At 63.7% G+C, this 19,696-nt stretch carries 16 protein-coding genes; 3 read left to right on the forward strand and 13 right to left on the reverse strand.

Features of this window, described 5'->3' with window-relative positions; genetic code table 11:
- The first annotated feature begins 16 nt into the window (after nt 1-16).
- Nucleotides 17-295 carry a metal-sensing transcriptional repressor gene (locus tag AC097P_RS21870; RefSeq protein ID WP_479612561.1) on the forward strand — a complete coding sequence of 93 codons (279 nt, stop codon included), beginning with the start codon at nt 17-19 and terminating at the stop codon, nt 293-295.
- 128 nt (nt 296-423) lie between these two features.
- Complete coding sequence (locus AC097P_RS21875) at nt 424-2,313, forward strand: heavy metal translocating P-type ATPase (RefSeq protein WP_479612562.1); 1,890 nt, start codon at nt 424-426, stop codon at nt 2,311-2,313.
- A gap of 31 nt (nt 2,314-2,344) precedes the next feature.
- Here the strand turns inward: AC097P_RS21875 and AC097P_RS21880 are convergent, their stop codons facing one another.
- The 10 genes from AC097P_RS21880 to AC097P_RS21925 all read right to left on the reverse strand — a co-directional run bounded on the left by AC097P_RS21880 (nt 2,345) and on the right by AC097P_RS21925 (nt 15,493).
- On the reverse strand, nt 2,345-3,595 hold the full coding sequence (locus AC097P_RS21880; protein ID WP_479612563.1) for a TolC family protein: 1,251 nt from the start codon (nt 3,593-3,595) through the stop codon (nt 2,345-2,347).
- Nucleotides 3,592-3,897 (reverse strand): DUF3240 family protein, encoded by a 306-nt coding sequence (locus AC097P_RS21885; protein WP_479612564.1) that lies wholly within the window; start codon nt 3,895-3,897, stop codon nt 3,592-3,594. Before AC097P_RS21885 ends, AC097P_RS21880 begins: the two co-directional genes overlap by 4 nt.
- Nucleotides 3,887-6,988 (reverse strand): efflux RND transporter permease subunit, encoded by a 3,102-nt coding sequence (locus AC097P_RS21890; protein WP_479612565.1) that lies wholly within the window; start codon nt 6,986-6,988, stop codon nt 3,887-3,889. Before AC097P_RS21890 ends, AC097P_RS21885 begins: the two co-directional genes overlap by 11 nt.
- Nucleotides 6,988-8,133: an efflux RND transporter periplasmic adaptor subunit gene (locus tag AC097P_RS21895; RefSeq protein WP_479612566.1), complete on the reverse strand. Its 1,146-nt coding sequence runs from the start codon at nt 8,131-8,133 to the stop codon at nt 6,988-6,990. The genes AC097P_RS21890 and AC097P_RS21895 overlap by 1 nt, the downstream gene beginning before the upstream one ends.
- A gap of 101 nt (nt 8,134-8,234) precedes the next feature.
- Nucleotides 8,235-8,711, reverse strand: coding sequence for a hypothetical protein (locus AC097P_RS21900; protein WP_479612567.1), 477 nt, complete (start codon nt 8,709-8,711; stop codon nt 8,235-8,237).
- A gap of 264 nt (nt 8,712-8,975) precedes the next feature.
- Nucleotides 8,976-10,130 (reverse strand): MBL fold metallo-hydrolase, encoded by a 1,155-nt coding sequence (locus AC097P_RS21905; protein WP_479612568.1) that lies wholly within the window; start codon nt 10,128-10,130, stop codon nt 8,976-8,978.
- A gap of 85 nt (nt 10,131-10,215) precedes the next feature.
- Nucleotides 10,216-10,902 (reverse strand): TetR/AcrR family transcriptional regulator, encoded by a 687-nt coding sequence (locus tag AC097P_RS21910; RefSeq protein ID WP_479612569.1) that lies wholly within the window; start codon nt 10,900-10,902, stop codon nt 10,216-10,218.
- Nucleotides 10,903-10,918: 16 nt separating this feature from the next.
- Nucleotides 10,919-13,186 carry a xanthine dehydrogenase family protein molybdopterin-binding subunit gene (locus AC097P_RS21915; RefSeq protein WP_479612570.1) on the reverse strand — a complete coding sequence of 756 codons (2,268 nt, stop codon included), beginning with the start codon at nt 13,184-13,186 and terminating at the stop codon, nt 10,919-10,921.
- A complete protein-coding gene (locus AC097P_RS21920; protein WP_479612571.1) occupies nt 13,183-13,668 on the reverse strand; it encodes a (2Fe-2S)-binding protein in 486 nt (161 codons plus the stop codon). The genes AC097P_RS21915 and AC097P_RS21920 overlap by 4 nt, the downstream gene beginning before the upstream one ends.
- 196 nt (nt 13,669-13,864) lie before the next feature.
- On the reverse strand, nt 13,865-15,493 hold the full coding sequence (locus AC097P_RS21925) for an ABC transporter permease (protein WP_479612572.1): 1,629 nt from the start codon (nt 15,491-15,493) through the stop codon (nt 13,865-13,867).
- A gap of 96 nt (nt 15,494-15,589) precedes the next feature.
- Between AC097P_RS21925 and AC097P_RS21930 the strand changes: the two genes are divergently transcribed.
- Complete coding sequence (locus AC097P_RS21930; RefSeq protein WP_479612573.1) at nt 15,590-16,657, forward strand: ABC transporter ATP-binding protein; 1,068 nt, start codon at nt 15,590-15,592, stop codon at nt 16,655-16,657.
- A 1-nt stretch (nt 16,658) separates the two neighbouring features.
- Here AC097P_RS21930 and AC097P_RS21935 read toward each other — a convergent pair whose 3' ends face one another.
- From AC097P_RS21935 to AC097P_RS21945, 3 genes are read right to left on the reverse strand one after another with little or no spacing between them, the layout of a single operon-like run.
- Nucleotides 16,659-17,393 (reverse strand): lysophospholipid acyltransferase family protein, encoded by a 735-nt coding sequence (locus tag AC097P_RS21935; protein ID WP_479612662.1) that lies wholly within the window; start codon nt 17,391-17,393, stop codon nt 16,659-16,661.
- A gap of 21 nt (nt 17,394-17,414) precedes the next feature.
- Nucleotides 17,415-18,716, reverse strand: coding sequence for a dihydroorotase (locus tag AC097P_RS21940; RefSeq protein WP_479612574.1), 1,302 nt, complete (start codon nt 18,714-18,716; stop codon nt 17,415-17,417).
- Nucleotides 18,716-19,696, reverse strand: coding sequence for an aspartate carbamoyltransferase catalytic subunit (locus AC097P_RS21945; RefSeq protein ID WP_479612575.1), 981 nt, complete (start codon nt 19,694-19,696; stop codon nt 18,716-18,718). The genes AC097P_RS21940 and AC097P_RS21945 overlap by 1 nt, the downstream gene beginning before the upstream one ends.

Genomic DNA, 19,696 nt, shown 5'->3' on the forward strand with positions numbered 1-19,696 from the left:
GGGATAGGATAAGGATATGACCCAAGCCGATCTCCACACTGCGCACCCCGACGTCATCAAGCGCCTCAAGCGCGCCAGCGGGCACCTGCAGAATGTGATTGCGATGATTGAAGGGCAGCGCGCCTGCGCAGACATCGCCCAGCAGCTCCACGCAGTTGAAAAAGCCATCAGCGCCGCCAAGAAGCTGGTGATACACGATCACCTGGACCATTGCCTGGAAAATTTTGTAGGGAATGGACTGAAGGATATGCGCTCGTCTATCGCAGAGTTCAAGGATATTACAAAGTACTTGTAGACATTGCCCGTCGGCTCCATTTACACAAAAGTCCTGGCACCAAAAAATCCTATCCTCTAGGACAGGTTATAAAGATACAAGCTATTGACAATACACCCGGTCGTTTGAACCGGCGATAAGGAGTAATCATGGAAGCAATTCAAGAACCGGTCGCGGGTTCGAGCACTGCGGGTACTAACATGACCGGACTCATGACCCGCGAGCGGTGGATCGAGGTCATCCGCATTGTGGTGACCGGGCTCATCGCGCTGCTGTATTGGCAGGCGCTGGTTCCCATCCACTTGCTGTGGGCAGCCATTGCCGTGGGGTTGTATCCGCTGGTCAAGACAGGGTTGCAAGACCTCGTCCATGAGCGCAAGGTGGGTACCGAGATCTTTGTCACCATTGCCACGCTGGTGGCCATGTTCGGTGGCGAGACGGTGGCTGGAGCGGTGCTCATGGTCATCATCTTGATTGCTGAATTTATAGCCGAGCTAAATACGGACAGGGCGCGTGCATCTATCAAGGCCCTGATTGGCTCGGTTCCACAGGTTGCACTGTTGCGCACCAGCGCTGGCGAGCGGACTGTACAAGTCACAGCGCTCAAGATTGGGGACACTGTCCTAGTGCGCACCGGAGAAAAAATTCCAGTCGATGGCACGGTCGTCGGTGGGCAGGGTTCGGTCAACGAAGCGTCGATCACCGGAGAGAGCGTGCCGAAGGACAAATCGGTGGAATCCACGGTATTCGCAGGCACGATCGTCGAATCTGGTGCGCTGGAGGTGCGAACGGACAAGTTGGGCGCTGACACGACCTTCGCCCGCATCATTGCGCTGGTGGAGGGAGCAGAAGCAGAGCAGGCACCAGTCCAGAAGCTGGCCGATAAAGTTGCCAGTTGGCTGATTCCATTGGTGTTTGTATTTCTCATCGTCGTCTACCTCATCACGCGCGATGTGCGCACGGTCGTCACCCTGATGATTTTTACGTCACCGGCCGAGCTTGCACTGGCAACACCGCTGGTAATGATCGCCGCGATTGCAAGGGCTGCCCGCACAGGTATTCTCATCAAGGGCGGCATCTACCTGGAGACTCTGGCCAAGGTCGATGTCGTCGTGTTTGATAAGACCGGTACCCTCACCGCTAACAAGCCCGAAGTTGTGGATATCGAGCCGTCAGCCACCGGCCCTGATGCACAAACACTGCTGCGTTTCGCGGCTGCAGCCGACCGCCGCTCTGCCCACCCACTTGCAAAGGCAGTGGTCGAGGGAGCAACGCAACGGGGTATTTCCGTACCCGAACCGGAGAGCTTTGAGCAACTGCCGGGCCGTGGCGTCAAGGCCAGAGTAGAAGGACGCACGGTGGTCGTGGGGAACGGGGCGTTGCTGCGAGAAAGCGGCATTGTGCTGCCGGCTGATATGGACGGTGGCGGAAGGACCCCGGTGCACATTGCCATTGACGGTACATTTGCCGGCGTTATTTACATTGCAGACAAGCTACGCCCCGGTGCCCGGGCGGCTTTGACTGAGCTCCGCGCCAGTGGTGTCAAGCGGCTGGTCATGTTGACCGGCGACAACCAGTCCACCGCAGACGCCATCTCGAAGGAGCTGGGCATGGACGAAGTGCGTGCGAATCTGATGCCTGAGGACAAAGTGAAGGCGATTGCGGAGTTGCAAAGAAAGGGGCACCGCGTAGCGATGGTAGGCGACGGCGTCAACGATGCGCCTGCGCTGGCCCAGGCTGATGTCGGAGTTGCCATGGGGGGTGGCGGCACCCAGGCGGCGCTAGAGGCAGCGGACATTGCCTTGATGACCGATGACTTGGCCAAGATAGCAGCCGCGCGTGCGATCGCGCGGCGCGCATACCGCACTATTCAGGAAAACCTATACGTGGGTGTCGGAGTCGTACACGTGTTGGGTATCACTGCCGCCCTACTCGGGTGGATAGGACCCATCCAAGCGGCCATCATTCACTTGGGGCCTGACGTTCTCGTATTCGTAAATTCCGTGAAGTTGCTCAGGGTTCGTATCAAGGGCGCGTAAACCCCGGCATCGGCGTCATCGAGACGCCCTGTTACTCATGGTCCAACCCCCAGATCAAGTGGGCATCGACCAGCAACCGGTAGCGTGCGCGCAATGCATCGACGCGGGCTTGGGTTTCACCCACCGCTGCATCCACCGCTTGGCGGCGCGCTAGGAACAAGGTCTGCAGATCCGCCTCGCCCAGGCTGTAGGCGCGCTGGGTCAGCTGCGTGTTCTCGCGTCCTGCCGCCAGTGCCTGTTCGGCAAAGCGCCAGCGCTCCAGGCTACCTGCCGCATCGGCCATGTTGGCAGCGATCTCGCCCTCCAGGTCGCGCTGCTTGCCCTCCACCGCCGCGCGGGCGGCATCAACCTGCTGCGCTGCCGCGCGCTCGTTCGCGCCGCGCGCCGCGCCACCCAGGGGCAAGCTGATGCTAAAGCCCATGATACGCTCGGCACCGGAACGTTCGGACGTGGTGTGTATGCCCACGGTTGGGTCGGGAATGCGGTCCGCCCGAGAGCGCTCGGCCACCAGTTCCGCCTGACGCAGCTCTTCCTTGGTGACTCGCAGCTCATCGCTTTCTCCAAGTATGTGTTCGCGCCATGCAGCCGGGTCGCCCGAGAGCGCCTGCGGCTCGCTTAGAGCCGAAGCCTGTAGCGGCAGACTTGGAAAGTGGGCGCGCAACTTTGCACGCACTTTGGCTTCGTCATTGGCCGCCGTGCTGAGTTGACGCTGCACTTCGGCCAGGTCGGCTTGCGCAGCATTCTGTTCGAGTTTGGATGCGTCGCCGGCCTTGCGTCGGGTCGTTGCAGCCTTCAGATTGTCTTGGGCGAACGCGAGTTGTTCGGCCCAGAGATGGCGCGTGCGGCCAGCGCTAAGCCAGTCCAGCCACAGGGCTAGCAGTTCGCGTGCCGCCTCGTGACGCGCCTCGCCGTATTTGGCCTCAGCAAGGCGCTCATGGACTTCGCCCAGCTGCTTGTCCAGGCCGGCCTTGCCGCCGATGCGGATGGCACGCTCCAGCCCAACGGACCACTCGTTGAATTCGGTTCCGGTTGCTGTCTCGCGGCGGCGCTGCGCCATCGTGCGGGCCGTCCATTCCTGGTTACCAGCCGATAGCGCCGCCGCACGGTGCCGCGCCGCCTCCAGCGCATGGTGCGCCTGTACGACGCTGGGATCGCCGGTGATCAAGGGTTCGGCTATGGCGTTGGGGGGCAGGTCCGCCGGTGCGCTCTGCTGCACCGGTTGGGCGGTGCAAACTGACGCCAACAGCACACCGGTACACAAAATTCCTAGCGCGCGCATCATTCAATTTCTCCTTTTATCGCAACGGCACTGGCCCAATACCGCAGGCCCGTGCCGGGCAACTCGACACGCAAACGTAACAGCAGGTCCTGCAACACCGACTCGGTGACGATGATCTGAACCTGTGCAGCAGTGCTGCGGCCCATGACCTGTTCGACATTGCTGAGGTTTGCATGGCCCAGGCCATGGCTGAAGGCCGGCGCGCTGGTAAATATTTCGCCGCCCACAGCGTCAAGCAGCAGGTCCAGCAATTTCTCTTCAACGGACGGGGGACTCAACAGAGTGAGGCAATACTTAGTTTCCATGCGGGGTCACCTCCTGGGCGCCGGTGGGCTTTGCGTGGGCAAAGCGCAGGTAAAGAATGGGCAAGAGAATCAGTGTCAGGGCCGTGGCCGTGACGAGACCTCCAATGACGACAATAGCCAAAGGGCGCTGGATTTCCGAGCCGGGGCCGGTGGCAAACAGCAGCGGGATCAGCCCGAAGGCGGTAATGGAGGCAGTCATCAGCACCGGGCGCAAACGCCGCCGGGCGCCCTGTATCACGCAGTCCACCAACGGCAGGCCCTCAGCCTGCAACTGGTTGAAGTAGCTGACCAGCACCACGCCGTTCAGCACCGCGATGCCCAAGAGCGCGATAAAGCCCACCGAGGCTGGCACCGACAGGTACTCGCCCGTGATCCACAGCGCCACTATGCCGCCAACCAACGCAAACGGGATGTTGGACAGCACCAGTAGGGCTTGGCGCACCGAACCAAAGGTGGAAAACAGCACCAGGAAAATAACGCCCAGTGCCAACGGAATCACCAGGCTCAGCCGCTCGGCCGCACGTTGCTGGTTCTCGAACTGGCCGCCCCAGCTGATGCGGTAGCCGATGGGCAGCTTGACCACCTGCGCCACTTTGGCCTTGGCCTCTTCGACGAAGCCCACCAAGTCGCGCCCGGTGACGTTGGCGATGACCACGCTGTAACGGCTACCCATTTCGCGGTCAATCTTGACCGGCCCGCTGTCGCGCTCCAGCCGGGCCAGCTCTTGCAGCGGCACGGCCACGCCGTCAGCGCTCGTGATGGTCAACGCGGCGAACTCGGCAGGAGAGATTTTTACGCTATCCGGCCCGCGCAAGACAATGGGAACACGGCGGTTGCCGTCGATGACGGTTCCCACACGCTGCCCCTCGATCTGCACGCGCAACGCGTCCTGCACATCCTCCACCGACAGCCCGTAGCGTCCTATCGCCAGCCGGTCCACAACCACGCGCAGGTACTGCACGCCGTCGTTCTCGACTGTGTAGACATCCTGGTTGCCGGGCACCTGTTTCATCAGCGTCTCGATCTCTCCGGCCAGTTCATTGAGTTTGCTCAATTCGGGGCCGAAGACCTTGATGGCCACATCACCCCGGACGCCGATGATCATCTCGGACACGCGCATGTCGATGGGTTGCGTGAAGCTGTAGCTGATGCCCGGCAATTCGTCGAGCACCTTGCGGATCTTCGCGATCAGCGCTTCCTTGTTCTCGAACTTCCACTCCGCGCGCGGCTTGAGCACCAGAAAGGTGTCGGTCTGGTTCAGCCCCATCGGGTCCAGGCCGATCTCGTCCGAGCCGGCACGCGCTACAACGCCGGTGATTTCCGGTATGTTACGCATCAGGGCCTGGTGAATCTTCAGGTCCAGCGCGGCGGTTTCCTCCAGGCTTACCGAGGGCAGTTTCTCGATGCCGACAATGATGTCGCCCTCGTCCATTTGCGGCATGAAGGTTTTTCCCACCTGCGTATAGACGCCTGCCGCGACAACCAGCATCAGACCAGCAACTATGTAGACAACCTTTTGGCGGCGCAGCGCGAAGTTCAGCATGGGCTCGTAGGCTTTGAGTAGCTTGCGCGGCAACCATGGATCCTCGTGCGGCACCTTCTTCAGCAGATATGACGACAACACCGGAATGATGGTCAGGGACAGCACCAAGGAGCTGGCCAGCGCGAACACGATGGTCATGGCTACCGGCACAAAGAACTTGCCCTCCAGATCCTGCAGCGTCAGCAGCGGTAGGAACACCAGCAGGATGATGAGAATGCCCGCCGCCACGGGTGCGGCAACCTCGCGCACGGCGCGGAACACCACGTGCAGCTTGGGCAGCTTGCTACCGGCCTTGTCGTGGCCCATATGCTGGACGATATTTTCGACCACCACCACCGCTGCGTCGACCAGCATGCCCAGCGCAATCGCCAGACCGCCCAGGCTCATCAGGTTGGCCGACATGCCGGCATAGCGCATCAGCAAAAAAGTCGCCAGGGCCGACAGCGGCAGCACCAGGGCCACGACCACCGCGGCGCGCACATTGCCCAGGAAAGCGCCCAGCAACACGAGCACCAGCACTGTGGCTTCCAACAGCGCCGTGGACACCGTCCCGACAGCCTTCTTGACCAAGTCAGCGCGGTTGTAGAACACCTTCAGCGTCACGCCTTGCGGCAGTGCAGGCTTGATCTCTTCAAGCTTGCGGGTGACGCCCTCCACCACTTTCTGCGCGTTGGCGCCGGCCAGGCCCAGCACCAAACCTTCGACGGCCTCGGCCTTGCCGTCCTGGGTCACCACGCCATAACGTGTGACGCTGCCGTTTCGCACTTCTGCAACCTCTCCCAGGCGCACTGTCATGCCTTTGCCCCGTTTGACGACCACCGCGCGCAGATCATCCTGCGTGCGGATACTGCCCTCGCTGCGCACCAGCAACACCTCCCCACCTTCGCCTAGGCGCCCGGCACCGTCGTTCCGGTTATTGGCCTCGATGGCAGTCTTTATCTGCGCGGTGGACAGTCCCAGCGCAGCCAGCTTTACCGGGTCCGCCACGACTTCGAAGCTATGCACCTTGCCGCCCAGTGCATTGACATCGGCCACACCGGGTACGGAACGCAGCGCCGGACGTATGACCCAATCCAACAGGCTGCGGCGCTCTTCCAGCGTCATGCCCGGCGCTTCAACCGTGAACATGAACATCTCGCCCAGGGGTGTTGTTACCGGCGCCATGCCGCCGCTGATTCCGGTGGGCAGGTCGGCGCTGATGCCCGACAAGCGCTCGGCCACCTGCTGGCGCGCCCAGTAGATGTCAGTCCCGTCCTGGAAATCGATAGTCACGTCGACCAACCCGTATTTAGAAACCGAACGCAGGATGCGCTGGTTGGGAATGCCCAGCATCTCGACCTCAATAGGCACGGCGATGCGGCTCTCGATCTCCTCGGGCGTCATGCCCGGGGCTTTCATAATGATCTTGACCTGGGTGCTGGATACATCGGGGAAGGCATCGATGGGCAAGCTTTTGAATGCCAGCCAACCGGCACCGGCCAACAAAGCGCCAGCCAGCAACATAAATAGGCGCTGCGCTAGCGCAAATTGGATAAGGCGGGTGAGCATCACTTGCCCCCACTCTTGCCCTGCCAGGCGGCCTTCAGGGCGATCACCGAGCTAACTGCTATCTGCTGACCGGCCTGGAGTTCACCACTGACGCGCAGTGTTTGGCCACCACTGGCCAGGATAGAGACCGGCTTGGCAGTAAAGCCTTGGGCCGAGCGCACGAACACATACGCTTTGTCACCCTGACGGGCCACCGCTTGTTGCGACACGGCAAAGCCTTCGCCCCCCGTCGGTGCTGCCGCGAACGGCAGGCGCACCTGCACAAACTCACCGGCGCGCAGCAGCTGGGCGCCTTGGTTGACCTCGGCGCGCAGAGTCAGGGTCTGACCATCGCTAGCGGTTGCCCCAATGCTGAGTACCGCGGCGCTGATGCCATCGCGCCCGACAACACTGAGCTTGGCACCCCTGGCTGTCGCCAACTCGGCCTGCCGACTCAGCGGCACCTGTACATCCAGCCAGAGCCGGCGGCCGTCGGCGATGTGCAGCAGCGCATCGGACTGTTGCACACGCTGACCCGGTTTGGCCGTCAACTCTGCCACCAGACCGGGTGCGCGGGCGCGTAGCGTCAGCGTGCTGTCTACCGCTCCGCCCGTAGCCACACGGCGAATCGCAGTTTCATCCAGTCCGGCAAGGCGCAAAGCGGCCTCGGACTGGCGCAGGCGGGCCTGGCTCTCGGCGGCAACGGTTTCGGCCTCTTGCACCCGGCGCTCGGGGATGATGCCCTCCGCCAGCAAGGCGCGTTCGCGCTGCAGCGTCTTGGCGGCCAAGGCGTTGCGGGCACCAGCCTCCATCAGTTTGAGTTGTAACTCACCGAGTTCGGGGCTTTGCAGGCGTAAGAGCGGCTGGCCCTGCTTGACGGCATCGTTCTCCGCCACCAGCAACTGGTCGATCACGCCGGCGAGCGGTGCGCTCAGCACCTGCTGTTGGCGAGGTGGCAGCACCACGCGAGCTGGGTAGCTCAGGCCTGTTACCTCACTGGTGGCCTCCAGCTTTTGCAACTGCACGCCCAGCGACTGCATTTGCTCGGCGGAGATCGCAAAATCATCCGCAGCGTAGGCCGGCAGAGCCACGAAAAAGGGAAGAACAACACAAGCAGCACCACAGACAAGTGAGCGCCGCGCGCGCGTGGAAAAGGCATCAAACATGGGGAACTCCACAAAAAAGAGCGGCGCGCAATAACGACGGACGCACTCGCGAAAGCAGTCGACCCAGGATCAATTGATCACTCAGGTCGGCAGAGCGGCTTTCAGGCGAGAACGGGTGGAGCGCGGCCTGCGGGTGGCAGGCTTCTATGGGAGTGAATAGGCGGAGATCGCCAAGCAGGCGGTCTCAAGGTCCGCGTGGTCTCTTCGGGCGCCAGCAGCAGCCGTACCGTCAGAGCAGTTGGGAGCACCAGCGCGATCGTTGAGTGGTCGACCGCATGTACCTGTGCCACCTCACGGCCCGCCGGTCTGAGGGCCAGCGTCGCGTGGGTAAACTGGTCGCCGTGGTCCGCGTCCTCGACATGGGTGGCAGAGTCCTCATGCACATCCGCATGCGGTAGCGCCGATACCGAGGACCAACTGCCATCAACGCCCGAGTCGTGGTGGTGCTGGTGCAACGGTGCACCGACTTGGTCGGCTATTAGTAGCAGGACCAACACCCACCGTGCCATCCACGCGAACCATGCGCCAGCGCTGCGTTGCGGCAGCACGGCAGGCAGGCGAAGCGGATGGGCAAGCATGGCAAGAAAAATTCAGTAAGGTGTCAAAAACAGCAGCGCCGTATGTGGGACGGTCCATCTGTTGGCACACAGGTACTGCACGCCGTGGATGGGCTAAACAACAAAAATTATGTTAGCACGGGGACACAGACCCTCACCCTTGGACACAAAATTGACCTTCCGTGTACGCGACCTGTTGCGGGTCGGGGTAGTGACGCCCTCCCTTGTGCTACATATTTGATAGCTGCTTACGCTAGCTCCACGAGGGCTACAGCCCGATTTGTCTTACGACTTGGTCGCCCCTGGCGTTGCGCAGGCGCTCAGCTCCCCGCCCGGCTTGCGCGGCAGTGCGGCTACACCGTTGGATGCGGCCAACTCCTTTTGCCCATCCACCGTCAGCCACCAGGCTGAGCCGGCGTGCGGGTTGCTGGCCAGCAACGGCTCGCCCATGCAGGGCGTGGTGATGGCCACACCCTTGGCCTTGGCCAGCGCGGTGATGCGGTCAAAGGGCTCGTGCCAGGTGTGCATGGCCAAATCGAACGTGCCGTTGTGTATGGGCAGCAGCCAGTTGCCGCGCAAGTCTAAATGGGCCTGCAGCGTCTCTTCGGGCTGCATGTGCACATAGGGCCATTGCTTGTCGTAGGCGCCGGTTTCCATCAGCGTCAAATCAAACGGGCCCAGCTTGTCACCAATGGCCTTGAAGCCGTCGAAGTAGCCGCTGTCGCCGCTGAAGAAGATGCGCAGGCCTCCACCTTTGGCCTTGTCGCCGGTGTACATCACCCACGATGCCCACAGCGTCTGGTTGCGGTCGCGCAGGCCCCGGCCCGAGAAGTGTTGTGCGGGTGTGGCGACAAACTCCACGCCGCCCACCTTGGTGGATTGCCACCAGTCCAGCTGCTGCACCTTGGCCGCATCTACGCCCCAGGCGATCATGCGGTCGCCCACGCCCAGCGGTGTCAAGAAGTGTTCGGTCTTGGCGGCCAGGCGGCGGATGGCGTCTTCGTCCAGGTGGTCGTAATGGTCGTGCGACATGATCACGGCCTTGATAGGCGGCAGGTCTTCGATGCTGATCGGAGGCTGGTGGAAGCGCTTGGGGCCCAGCCACTGGAACGGCGAGGCTCGGTCCGAGAAGACAGGGTCCGTCAGCCAGAAGGCGCCATTCAATTTGAGCAACACCGTGGAGTGGCCCATGCGGAACACGGTGCCGTCTGGCGCGGCCAGCAGCTGCGCGCGGGTGATGGGCTGGACGGGGATGTCGCCTTCAGGCACGGTGTGCTTGGGCTTGTCGAACGCGAACTTCCAGGCGATTTGCAGTGATTTCATCAGGCCCACCGCGTCTTGCGGCTCGGGCTTCACATTGCGGTAGGTGCTGCCGTTGGCTTGTGGCGACGTGGCTTGGGGCACGGTGGGCGATGACCCGATCAGGGCGCAGGATGACATGGTGATTGCTCCGGTCAGTAAAACAGCAAGGGTGCGCAAAGTGTGTGGCATGGGCGTTGAAACCAGGTTGTAGCGGCGGTGGTGCTCAGGCGCCGGGTGATACGGTCCCGCGCACCAGTGCGGCTAGCGTATCGCGCAAGAAGGGTTCGAAATCAATCTGCATGGACTGCAGATCGGGGTCGCTGGCCATGACGCGGGCAATCACCGGTGGTGGCTTGGACAGTTGCGCCAGGCTGATGACCAGCGCATGCAACTGCAGCATCAGCGTGCCGGCCTGCACCGCGGTCAGCCCCGGTAGCTTGTTGCAAACGGCCGCGCTGGCGCGTACCAGCAGGTCGCGCAGGAAGAGTTTGAAATCGCGCGCCGCGGCCTCGTCTATCTTGGGTTCAATCACCGTGTGCAACAGCACCAGCAGGCGCTGCAGCGTGGGGCGCTGGGCGACGCTGCGCGCCAGGGCTGCGGGTACGGCCTCCAGTGGCTGGTGCGCGCGCAGACGCTTGAGGGCCAGTTCCAGGTCTTGCAGCCACAGCAGCAACTCAGCCCGCACCAACTCCAGAAACAGCGTCTCCTTGGTGGCGAAATAAATATACGCCGTGCCCTTGGCCACGCCGGCGGCCTCGGCCACGCGGGCGATGGTGACGGCGTCGAAGTCGGCGTCGGCAAACAGCTGCGTGGCCGCCTCGATCAGGTGCGCGCGCCGCAGGTCCTTGTCTTCGGCACTGCGGGCGCGTTGCTGGCTGATGGTTTTCTTGGCTGGGGTGCTGCTGCGCATGGAGATGGAGAAGGCGTCAGACGGTAAACGGCAGCGCGCGCTGGCGCTTGCCGGTCAACGCAAACAGCGCATTGGCCACAGCCGGTGCCAGCGGTGGCACAGCGGGTTCGCCCACACCGGCGGGTGCGCGCGTGCTGGGCACGATCCAGGTTTCCACCACCGGGGCCTGGGCCAGTTGCACCATGGGGTAGTCGCCAAAATTGCTTTGCTGTACGGCACCGTCCTTGATGTCGATACGGCTGTGCAGCGCGGCGGTCAGCGCGAAGATGACCGCGCCTTCCATCTGCTGGGCCACCGTGTTGGGGTTGACGACGGTGCCGCAGTCCACCGCGCAGACCACGCGGTGCACGCGCGGCTTGCCGTCTTGCAACGACACCTCGGCCACCTCGGCGACGATGGAGCCAAAGGACTCGTGCAGCGCAATGCCGCGGGCGCGGCCTTCGGGCAGCGCGTTGCCCCACCCGGCCTTGTCGGCAGCCAGGTTCAGCACGGCGAGGTAACGCGGAGCGTCTTTCAGCAGTGCACGGCGGAATGCCAGCGGGTCTTGTTTGGTCTCTGCGGCCAGCTCGTCCATAAAGCCTTCGGAGAAAAAGGCGTTGTGCGAATGCCCGACGGAGCGCCAAAAACCCACCGGCACATCCAGGCGCGTGGCCACGTGTGACATGTGCTGGTCGGCAAAACCATAGGGCAGATCGAACAGGCCTTCGGCCGTGGTCTTGTCCGGCGTGTCCACCGGCCCCGACAAGGCCGGCAGGCCACGGGCGATCCAACGCGGCGTGATGGCGTCCCCCGCCGACTGGATGCGCAGGCTGGTGACTGCGCCTTCGGCATCGATGGCTGCGTGCAGGCTGGCCACATGCATGGGGCGGTAGAAGTCGTGCGTGGTGTCCTGCTCGCGCGACCAGCCCAGTTGCACGGGTTTGCCGCCGCAGGCCATGGCCACGCGCACGGCCTGGCCCACGTGGTCCACCTCCAACCGGCGGCCAAAGCCACCACCCAACAGCGTGGTGTGCAGCGTGACTTTGTCTTCTGACACACCAGCCACTTTGGCGGCGATGGCACGCGCCATGTCGGGCACCTGGGTGGGTGCCCATACCTCCACCCTGCCGTCTTTGACCTGGGCCGTGCAGTTCATCGGCTCCATCGTGGCGTGGGCCAGGTAGGGGGCGCGGTAGATGGCCTCTACCACCTTGGCAGCGCCGAACTCGGCCTTGACGGTAGAGCCTTGTTTATGGAAGACAAAGCCCTCATCGGTCTTGATTGCTTCCAGTAATTTGGCTTCAATGGCTTGGGTGTCCAGCGGCCCGGCTGCGCGCTGCTGCCACGTAGCGACCACGGCATCGGCGCCCTGGCGTGCGTGCCACGTGGTCTTGCCCACCACCGCAAAACCGGCGGTCGATCCGGCAAAAGATTCCAGCGGTAGAACCTGCTCTACACCGGTCACAGCCAGCGCGGCTTTCGTGTCCAGGCTGCCCACGGTGCCGCCCAGCATGGGCGCCATGCGGGCCTGCGCGTACAGCATGCCGGGCAGGCGCACGTCCAGCCCGAACTGGGCTGTGCCATTGGTCTTGGCGGGTATGTCACTGCGCGGGGCGGGCTTGCCGATCAGCGTCCAGTCCTTGCGGTCTTTCAGCACCACATTGGCAGGGGTTGTGCCCGCAGCACCGGGGGCGAAGGTGCCGTAGTGCGCGCTTTGGCCAGAGGCGTGGGACACGACACCGTCCTTCACCCGCAACTCGCCCACCGGCAGCTTCCACTGCGCGGCGGCCGCGCCCAGCAGGCTGGCACGTGCGGTGGCGGCGGCCATGCGCAGCGGGTCCCAAGCATCGGCCACGGTGGACGATCCGCCGGTGACGCTGATGCCCAGCTCACGCGCGACCTTGCCCACCAGCCATTCGCCGATCTTGACGGTGGTGGTCTTGTGGCCCTCTTCCGCATTCAGCGGGTGGAACGGCAGGCTGCCGACGAACATGGAGACATTGCCGTACACGGCATGCGGGCCGGCTTGCTCCAGGCGCACGCGGGCCAGTGGCACGTCCAGCTCTTCGGCTACCAGCATTGCCAGCGCGGTGTGGACGCCCTGACCCATTTCGGCGCGGGGCATGGCCAGGATGACGCTGCCGTCCGCGGCGATCTTGATCCAGCCGTTCAGCGCCACATCGCCCTGCGTGGGCAGCATCATGTCGGGTGTGCCCAGGCGTGAGCGGGCGGGCAACACGCCCCAGCCCACGACCAGCGCGCCGGTGGCGCCCAACGCGCTCAGTATCCAGGTGCGGCGCTTCATGCTGATGCTCCGGCAGTTGCAGGAGTAGCCGCAACGGTGGTACCAGCCGCGCGGTGGATGGCGGCACGCACACGCTGGTAGGTGCCGCAGCGGCAGATGTTGGTCATGGCCGCGTCGATGTCGGCGTCCGTTGGCTTTGGCTTGCTCTCCAAGAGCGCGGCAGCGGCCATCAGCATGCCGCTCTGGCAGTAGCCGCACTGGGGCACCTGCTCGGCAATCCACGCGGCTTGCAGTGCGTGGGGCATGTCGACCGTGCCCAGGGCTTCAATCGTGCGGATGGGTTTACCCGCCACGGCCGACACCGGGAACACGCAGGAGCGCACCGCCTCTCCACCCACCTGCACGGTGCAGGCACCGCATGCGGCAATACCGCAGCCGAACTTGGTGCCGGTCATGTTGAGCGTGTCACGCAACAACCAGAGCAGGGGCATCGCGGGGTCGGCATCCACCTGGACGGGTTTGCCGTTGATGTTCAATTCCATGGGTTCTCCTGCAGAGTTTTAGGTGACTGGTGGTCAGATAATAAGTGAACCTGGTTCATTTGGGAATAGGGTTTACCAGACCTGCGCGGATTGGGGCCTTCGTGGTGCAAGCCAAACCGGAGCAAATTGCTATATTTTTAATAGCTGCTTACGCCCGTCCTACGAGGGCTACAGCCCGAAAAGACTTGGATAAAACCTAGCGGGCCGGGCTGCCACGCAGCGTGCGGCTCAGCAAAATGACGGGTATCAACCCCACCAGCACCAGCGCCAGACAGGGCAATGCGGCCTCGCCCAGGCGCTCATCGCGCGCCAGCTGGTAGGCCACCACGGCCAGCGTGTCGCTGTTGAAGGGGCGCAGCACCAGCGTGGCGGGCAGTTCTTTCATGACGTCCACAAACACCAGCAAGGCAGCCGCAGCCACCGAGCGGCGCAACAGCGGCCAGTGCACGCGCAACAGAGTTTGCGCACCACTTGCTCCCAGCATGCGGGCCGAATCATCCAGGCTGGTGGGCAGGCGTGCATAACCGCTTTGCAGCGACTGCAGCGCCACGGCGCAAAACCGCACCAGGTAGGCCCACACAATGCCCACCGCCGTGGCGGTGACCCAGTAGCCGACCTGCCAATCCGGTGCCCAGGCCTGCAGCCAGCCCACCGGCAGCAGCAGGCCCACCACCACCACGGCGCCGGGTATCGCATAACCCAGCCCCGCGATGTGTGCCGCACCGCGCACCGCCCAGTGGCCGCTGCGCCGCACCTGGAAGGCCAGCGCCAACGCAATGGCCACAGCCAGCACGGCGGTGATGCTGGCCAAGCGCACGCTGTTGAGCGCCCATTCACCAAAGCGCGACCAGGGCAGGCCCGCCCAATCGGCCAACAGCGGGCGCAGCATGAACAACACCGGCAGCACAAAGCCCATCAATATTGGCGTGGCGCACAGCAGCCACACCCAGATGCGCCGGTGCCCCACCAGCGGCACGGCATGGGCATCCGCCGAGCCGGCACGCGCGCCCTTGGTGACAGCGAAGCGCATGCGGTGCTGCGCGCGGTGCTCCAGGCCCAGCAGCAGCGCCACCAACACCAGCAGCATGGTCGCCAGCTGGGCCGCGGCGATACGGTTGTCCATCGACAACCAGGCTTTGTAGATACCCGCGGTAAAGGTCTGGATGCCGAAGTAGCTGACGACGCCAAAGTCGGCCAGCGTCTCCATCAGCGCCAGCGCAATGCCTGCCGCCACCGCGGGCCGCGCCAGCGGCAGGGCCACCTCACGCAGGCGGCGGCGCAACGGTGCGCCCATCAGCCGCGCGGCCTCCATCAGGTGCACAGTGCGCTCGCCCAACGCGGTGCGGGCCAGCAGGTAGACATAGGGGTAGAGCGCGAAAGTGAACACCCAGGCGGCACCACCCACGTTGCGCACCTCGGGGAACATGCGACCCTGCGCACCCAGCGCGGCGCGCAAGCCGTTTTGCAGCGGGCCGCTGAACTGCAAAAAGTCGGTATATGCATAGGCCACCACGTAGGCCGGCATGGCCAGCGGCAGCAGCAGCGCCCACTCGAACACGCGCCGGCCCGGAAACTCGAACAGCGTCACCGCCGCCGCGGTGGCCAGGCCGACCACCGCTACACCTACGGTCACCATCAGGCATAGTTGTACCGTGGTCCACAAGTAGTCTGGCAGCACGGTGGCGGCCATCTCGCGCAGGATGTCTGCCGCCACGTTGGATGCTGCGCCCACCGGTAGCCAGGCGCCCAGCACGGCTACCACCGGCAGCAGGAGCACGGTGACCAGAACCAGCAGCAGTGCGCGGGACAGGAAGGAGGAGGTCAAGGGGGGAAAGACACCAGGGAACAAAGCTTAGAGATGACCCGATGGGCCAAACAAGCCACGCTAAATGGGAAATTGTAGTCACCTAAAATTGGCTGCATGTTCCTGAACCTGGCTCACCTGCAAGTCCAATACCCCGGCAGAACCCGGGCCGCCGTACAGGATGTATCGCTGGGACTGCGCGCCGGCGACATTGGTGTGTTGATAGGCCCCTCGGGCTGCGGCAAGACGACGCTGTTGCGTGCGGTAGCGGGGCTGGAGCCAGTCAGCGGTGGTGAGATCCAGCTGGCCGGTAGCACGGTCAGCAGCACCCAAACCCACGTGCCGGCAGAGAAGCGCCGCATCGGCATGGTGTTCCAGGATTACGCGTTGTTCCCCCACCTGGACGTGGGCCGCAACGTGGCCTTTGGTATCCACGACTGGCCGGCCGCAGAACGCAAGGCCCGCGTGGCCGAGGTGCTGGAATGGGTGGGCCTGGGCGATGCGCTCAAGCGCCACCCGCATGAACTCTCGGGTGGCCAGCAGCAACGCGTGGCGCTGGCCCGTGCGCTGGCGCCCAGGCCGCAACTCTTGTTACTGGACGAACCCTTCTCCAACCTGGATGTGGACTTGCGCGAACGCCTGGCCCACGAGGTGCGCGGCATCCTGAAGGTCGCCGGTGCCACCGCATTGTTTGTGACGCATGACCAGTTGGAAGCCTTTGCGATTGGCGACATGATCGGTGTCATGCACGAGGGTGCGCTGCACCAGTGGGAAGACGCCTATTCGCTGTACCACCGCCCGGCCACGCGTTTTGTCGCCGAGTTCATCGGCCACGGCGTGTTTGCACCCGCCACGCTGGTGGAGGTGGATGGCCAGGTGGCGGTACAGACCGCGCTGGGTGATCTGACCGATATGGCCGAATGCCCTCTTCCATCCGCTTACCCGCAGGGTGAATGCGATGTGCTGCTGCGCGCCGATGACATCGTGCACGACGACAACGCGCCGGTGAAGGCCGAGATTGTGCGCAAGGCGTTTCGCGGTTCTGAATTCTTATACACGCTGCGCCTGGCCAGCGGCCAGACCGTGCAGGCCCACGTGCCCAGCCACCACGACCACCGGCTGGGGGAGTGGATTGGCATCCGCACCGAGGTCGACCACGTGGTGACGTTTAAGCGCGAAGCTTGAGCTAACCCCTCAGATTGGCAATGGTGGTACGCAGATCGGCCGCCCAGGCGCGGCGGTCGCGGCCCTGCGCATGCTCGGGCGTGCCGAACTGCACCACTGCCACCACATTATCGGCACATACGGTGCGCCACAGTGATTGCCACAAGGTGTCATCACCCACATAACAGGGCGCAAAACTGATCTGCCCGCTGACCACATCCTTAAACTGCAACGCCACCGGCTGCACGGGTGCATTGGCCGAGATGGCGGCCTGCAGCAGGTTGGCATGGAAGGGTAAAAGCGTGGAGCCATCACCGGTCGTGCCTTCCGGAAAGATGGCCAACACATCACCGTCGCGCAGGCACTGGGCCATCTGGTGCACCACGCGCATGGCGTCGCGGCGCGATTCACGGGTGATGTACAGCGTGTCGGCCGCGTTGGCCAACGTAGAGATAAGAGGCCAGCGACCGATCTCCTCTTTGGACACAAAGCGGCAATGGCGCGTGGCGTGCATGACCACGATGTCGGCCCAGGAGATGTGATTGGCCACCAGCAGCATCGGGCCGTGCGCGGGCGGGTTGCCTTTGACCACCAATTGGATACCCAGGCAATCCAGCGCGGCACGGGCCCAGGCTTGAACCCGTGCATGTTTCTGCGGCGGGGTCAGGCGCGGCAACAGGGTGTAGATGGTCCAGATTCCACCCAATAGGTGCAGCACAAACCGCAGCAAGCGCGCACAGGCGCGCAAACGCCGCATCATGGCTGGCAGGCCCGACGACTATGCGGCTTGGTACGCAAGGTGGCCGCCTACAAAAGTGGCGCGCACGCGGCCTGGCAGTTCGTAGCCGCCAAAGGGCGTGTGCTGGCCCTGGCTGCGCAAAGCAGAGCCTTCGACCGTCCACGCCGCTTGGGGGTCGAACACGCAGATGTCTGCCGCGCCACCGACTACCAGGCGCCCTGCGCAGGACGCGAATGCGCCAAAGGCCTCGCCCACCACGCCAGCCGGGCGGTGGGTCACCGTGCCCAGGGCTTGCTCCAGCGGGGTGCCACTGTCTTGCGCCCATTTGAGGGTCAGGCTCAGCAGCAGCTCCAGACCGGTGGCGCCGGGTTCGGCCTCGGCAAAGGGCAAGGCCTTGCCGTCTTCCTTGACGGGTGTGTGGTCCGACACCAGCGCGTCGATCGTGCCATCGGCCAGTCCGGCGCGCAGGACGTCGCGGTCGCGCTGCTGGCGCAACGGCGGGGTCAGGCGCATGCGGCTGTCGAAGTAGCCCATGTCCATATCGGTCAGGTGCAGCGAGTTGATGCTGACGTCACAGGTGATCGGCAGCCCCTCGGCCTTGGCCTGGCGCACCAGCGCCACGCCGGCCGCGCTGCTGATGCGGCACAGGTGTACGCGCGCTTGCGTAGAGCGCACCAGCTCAAAAATGGTGTGCAGCGCAATGGTCTCGGCAGCGACCGGTATGCCGGACAGGCCCATGCGTGTGGCCAAGGGCCCGCTGGCGGCCACACCCTTGCCCAGGTACAGCTCTTGCGGGCGCAGCCACACGGTGTAGCCAAAGGTACTGGCGTACTGCAACGCGCGCAGCGTGGCCTGTGTGTTGGCCATGGGCACTTCGGCTTGGCTGAAGCCAATGCAACCGGCTTGTGTGAGGTGCAGCATCTCGGTCAGCACTTCGCCTTCCAGGTTGCGGGTCAGCGCGCCCAGCGGGAACAGCCGGGCCTGCTTCAGCAACTCGGCGCGGTGGCGCAGCATCTCGACCAAGCCGGCTTCGTCCAGCACCGGCTCGGTGTCGGGCGGGCAGACCACGGTGGTGACACCGCCTGCCACTGCAGCAGCCATCTCGGAGGCCAGCATGCCAGCGTGCTCTTGACCCGGCTCGCGCAGGCGCACTGCCAGATCGACCAGCCCGGGCATGACGATGCAGCCGGTGGCGTCTATCGTGGTGTCGGGGGCAAAGTCAGTTACTACGTTGTTGATAGCAACAATGTCAGCACCGACGAGGGCTACATCCGCATTTTGCTTAAGGCCACTGGCGGGATCGATGACCTGGCCGCCTGTGATCAGTGTTTTCTTGGACATCATTTGCTGCCTCGGGAATCGGCTTCGTTGCCAGCCACTATGCTCATCACCGCCATGCGCACGGCGATGCCGAAGGTCACCTGCGGCAGGATCACACTCTGCTTGCCGTCGACCACGGCGGAGTCAATCTCCACGCCGCGGTTGATGGGGCCGGGGTGCATGACGATGGCGTCTGGCTTGGCCAGCAGCAGCTTCTCGGGCGTCAGGCCAAAGCTCTTGAAGAACTCGTGCATGGACGGCAGCAGCGCACCACTCATGCGCTCGTTCTGCAGGCGCAGCATGATGATGACGTCGCAGTCCTTGATGCCCTCTTCCAGCGTGTGGCAGACACGCACACCCATATGCGACAGGTCGGAAGGGATCAGCGTCTTGGGGCCGACAACACGCACCTCGGCACAGCCCAGCGTGGTCAGCGCGTGGATGTCGGAGCGGGCCACACGCGAGTGCAGCACGTCGCCAACGATGGCCACCGTGAGGTTGGAGAAATCTTTCTTGAAGTGCCGGATCGTGAACATGTCCAGCAGGCCCTGGGTAGGGTGCGCATGGCGGCCGTCACCGGCGTTGATGACGTGTACGTGGGGAGCGACGTGCTGGGCGATCAGGTAGGGCGCGCCCGATTCGCTGTGGCGCACGACGAACATGTCGGCGGCCATCGCACTCAGATTCGCAATCGTGTCCAGCAGCGATTCACCCTTGGAGGCGGATGAGCGTGCGATGTCGAGGTTGATGACATCGGCCGACAGGCGTTTGGCGGCGATCTCGAACGTGGTGCGGGTGCGGGTGGAGTTCTCGAAGAACAGGTTGAACACGCTCTTGCCGCGCAGCAGCGGCACCTTCTTTACCTCGCGGTCGTTGACGGAGACGAAGTTGGCAGCCGTGTCGAGGATGTGGGTCAGCGTGGCTTTGGGCAGGCCTTCAACCGACAGCAGGTGGACGAGTTCGCCGTGTTTGTTGAGTTGGGGGTTGCGTTTGTAGAGCAT

It is taken from the genome of Rhodoferax sp. ZS1R8 (assembly GCF_056521325.1).

Excerpts from the sequence above, each read along its gene's own strand:
- AC097P_RS21870 (WP_479612561.1), top strand. The coding sequence starts at position 17 with ATGACCCAAGCCGATCTCCACACTGCGCACCCCGACGTCATCAAGCGC.
- AC097P_RS21915 (WP_479612570.1), bottom strand. The coding sequence starts at position 13,186 with ATGAAGCGCCGCACCTGGATACTGAGCGCGTTGGGCGCCACCGGCGCG.
- AC097P_RS21930 (WP_479612573.1), top strand. The coding sequence starts at position 15,590 with ATGTTCCTGAACCTGGCTCACCTGCAAGTCCAATACCCCGGCAGAACC.
- AC097P_RS21895 (WP_479612566.1), bottom strand. The coding sequence starts at position 8,133 with ATGTTTGATGCCTTTTCCACGCGCGCGCGGCGCTCACTTGTCTGTGGT.
- AC097P_RS21880 (WP_479612563.1), bottom strand. The coding sequence starts at position 3,595 with ATGATGCGCGCGCTAGGAATTTTGTGTACCGGTGTGCTGTTGGCGTCA.
- AC097P_RS21905 (WP_479612568.1), bottom strand. The coding sequence starts at position 10,130 with ATGTCATCCTGCGCCCTGATCGGGTCATCGCCCACCGTGCCCCAAGCC.
- AC097P_RS21900 (WP_479612567.1), bottom strand. The coding sequence starts at position 8,711 with ATGCTTGCCCATCCGCTTCGCCTGCCTGCCGTGCTGCCGCAACGCAGC.
- AC097P_RS21885 (WP_479612564.1), bottom strand. The coding sequence starts at position 3,897 with ATGGAAACTAAGTATTGCCTCACTCTGTTGAGTCCCCCGTCCGTTGAA.
- AC097P_RS21920 (WP_479612571.1), bottom strand. The coding sequence starts at position 13,668 with ATGGAATTGAACATCAACGGCAAACCCGTCCAGGTGGATGCCGACCCC.
- AC097P_RS21890 (WP_479612565.1), bottom strand. The coding sequence starts at position 6,988 with ATGCTCACCCGCCTTATCCAATTTGCGCTAGCGCAGCGCCTATTTATG.
- AC097P_RS21935 (WP_479612662.1), bottom strand. The coding sequence starts at position 17,393 with ATGCGGCGTTTGCGCGCCTGTGCGCGCTTGCTGCGGTTTGTGCTGCAC.
- AC097P_RS21910 (WP_479612569.1), bottom strand. The coding sequence starts at position 10,902 with ATGCGCAGCAGCACCCCAGCCAAGAAAACCATCAGCCAGCAACGCGCC.
- AC097P_RS21945 (WP_479612575.1), bottom strand. The coding sequence starts at position 19,696 with ATGCTCTACAAACGCAACCCCCAACTCAACAAACACGGCGAACTCGTC.
- AC097P_RS21940 (WP_479612574.1), bottom strand. The coding sequence starts at position 18,716 with ATGTCCAAGAAAACACTGATCACAGGCGGCCAGGTCATCGATCCCGCC.
- AC097P_RS21875 (WP_479612562.1), top strand. The coding sequence starts at position 424 with ATGGAAGCAATTCAAGAACCGGTCGCGGGTTCGAGCACTGCGGGTACT.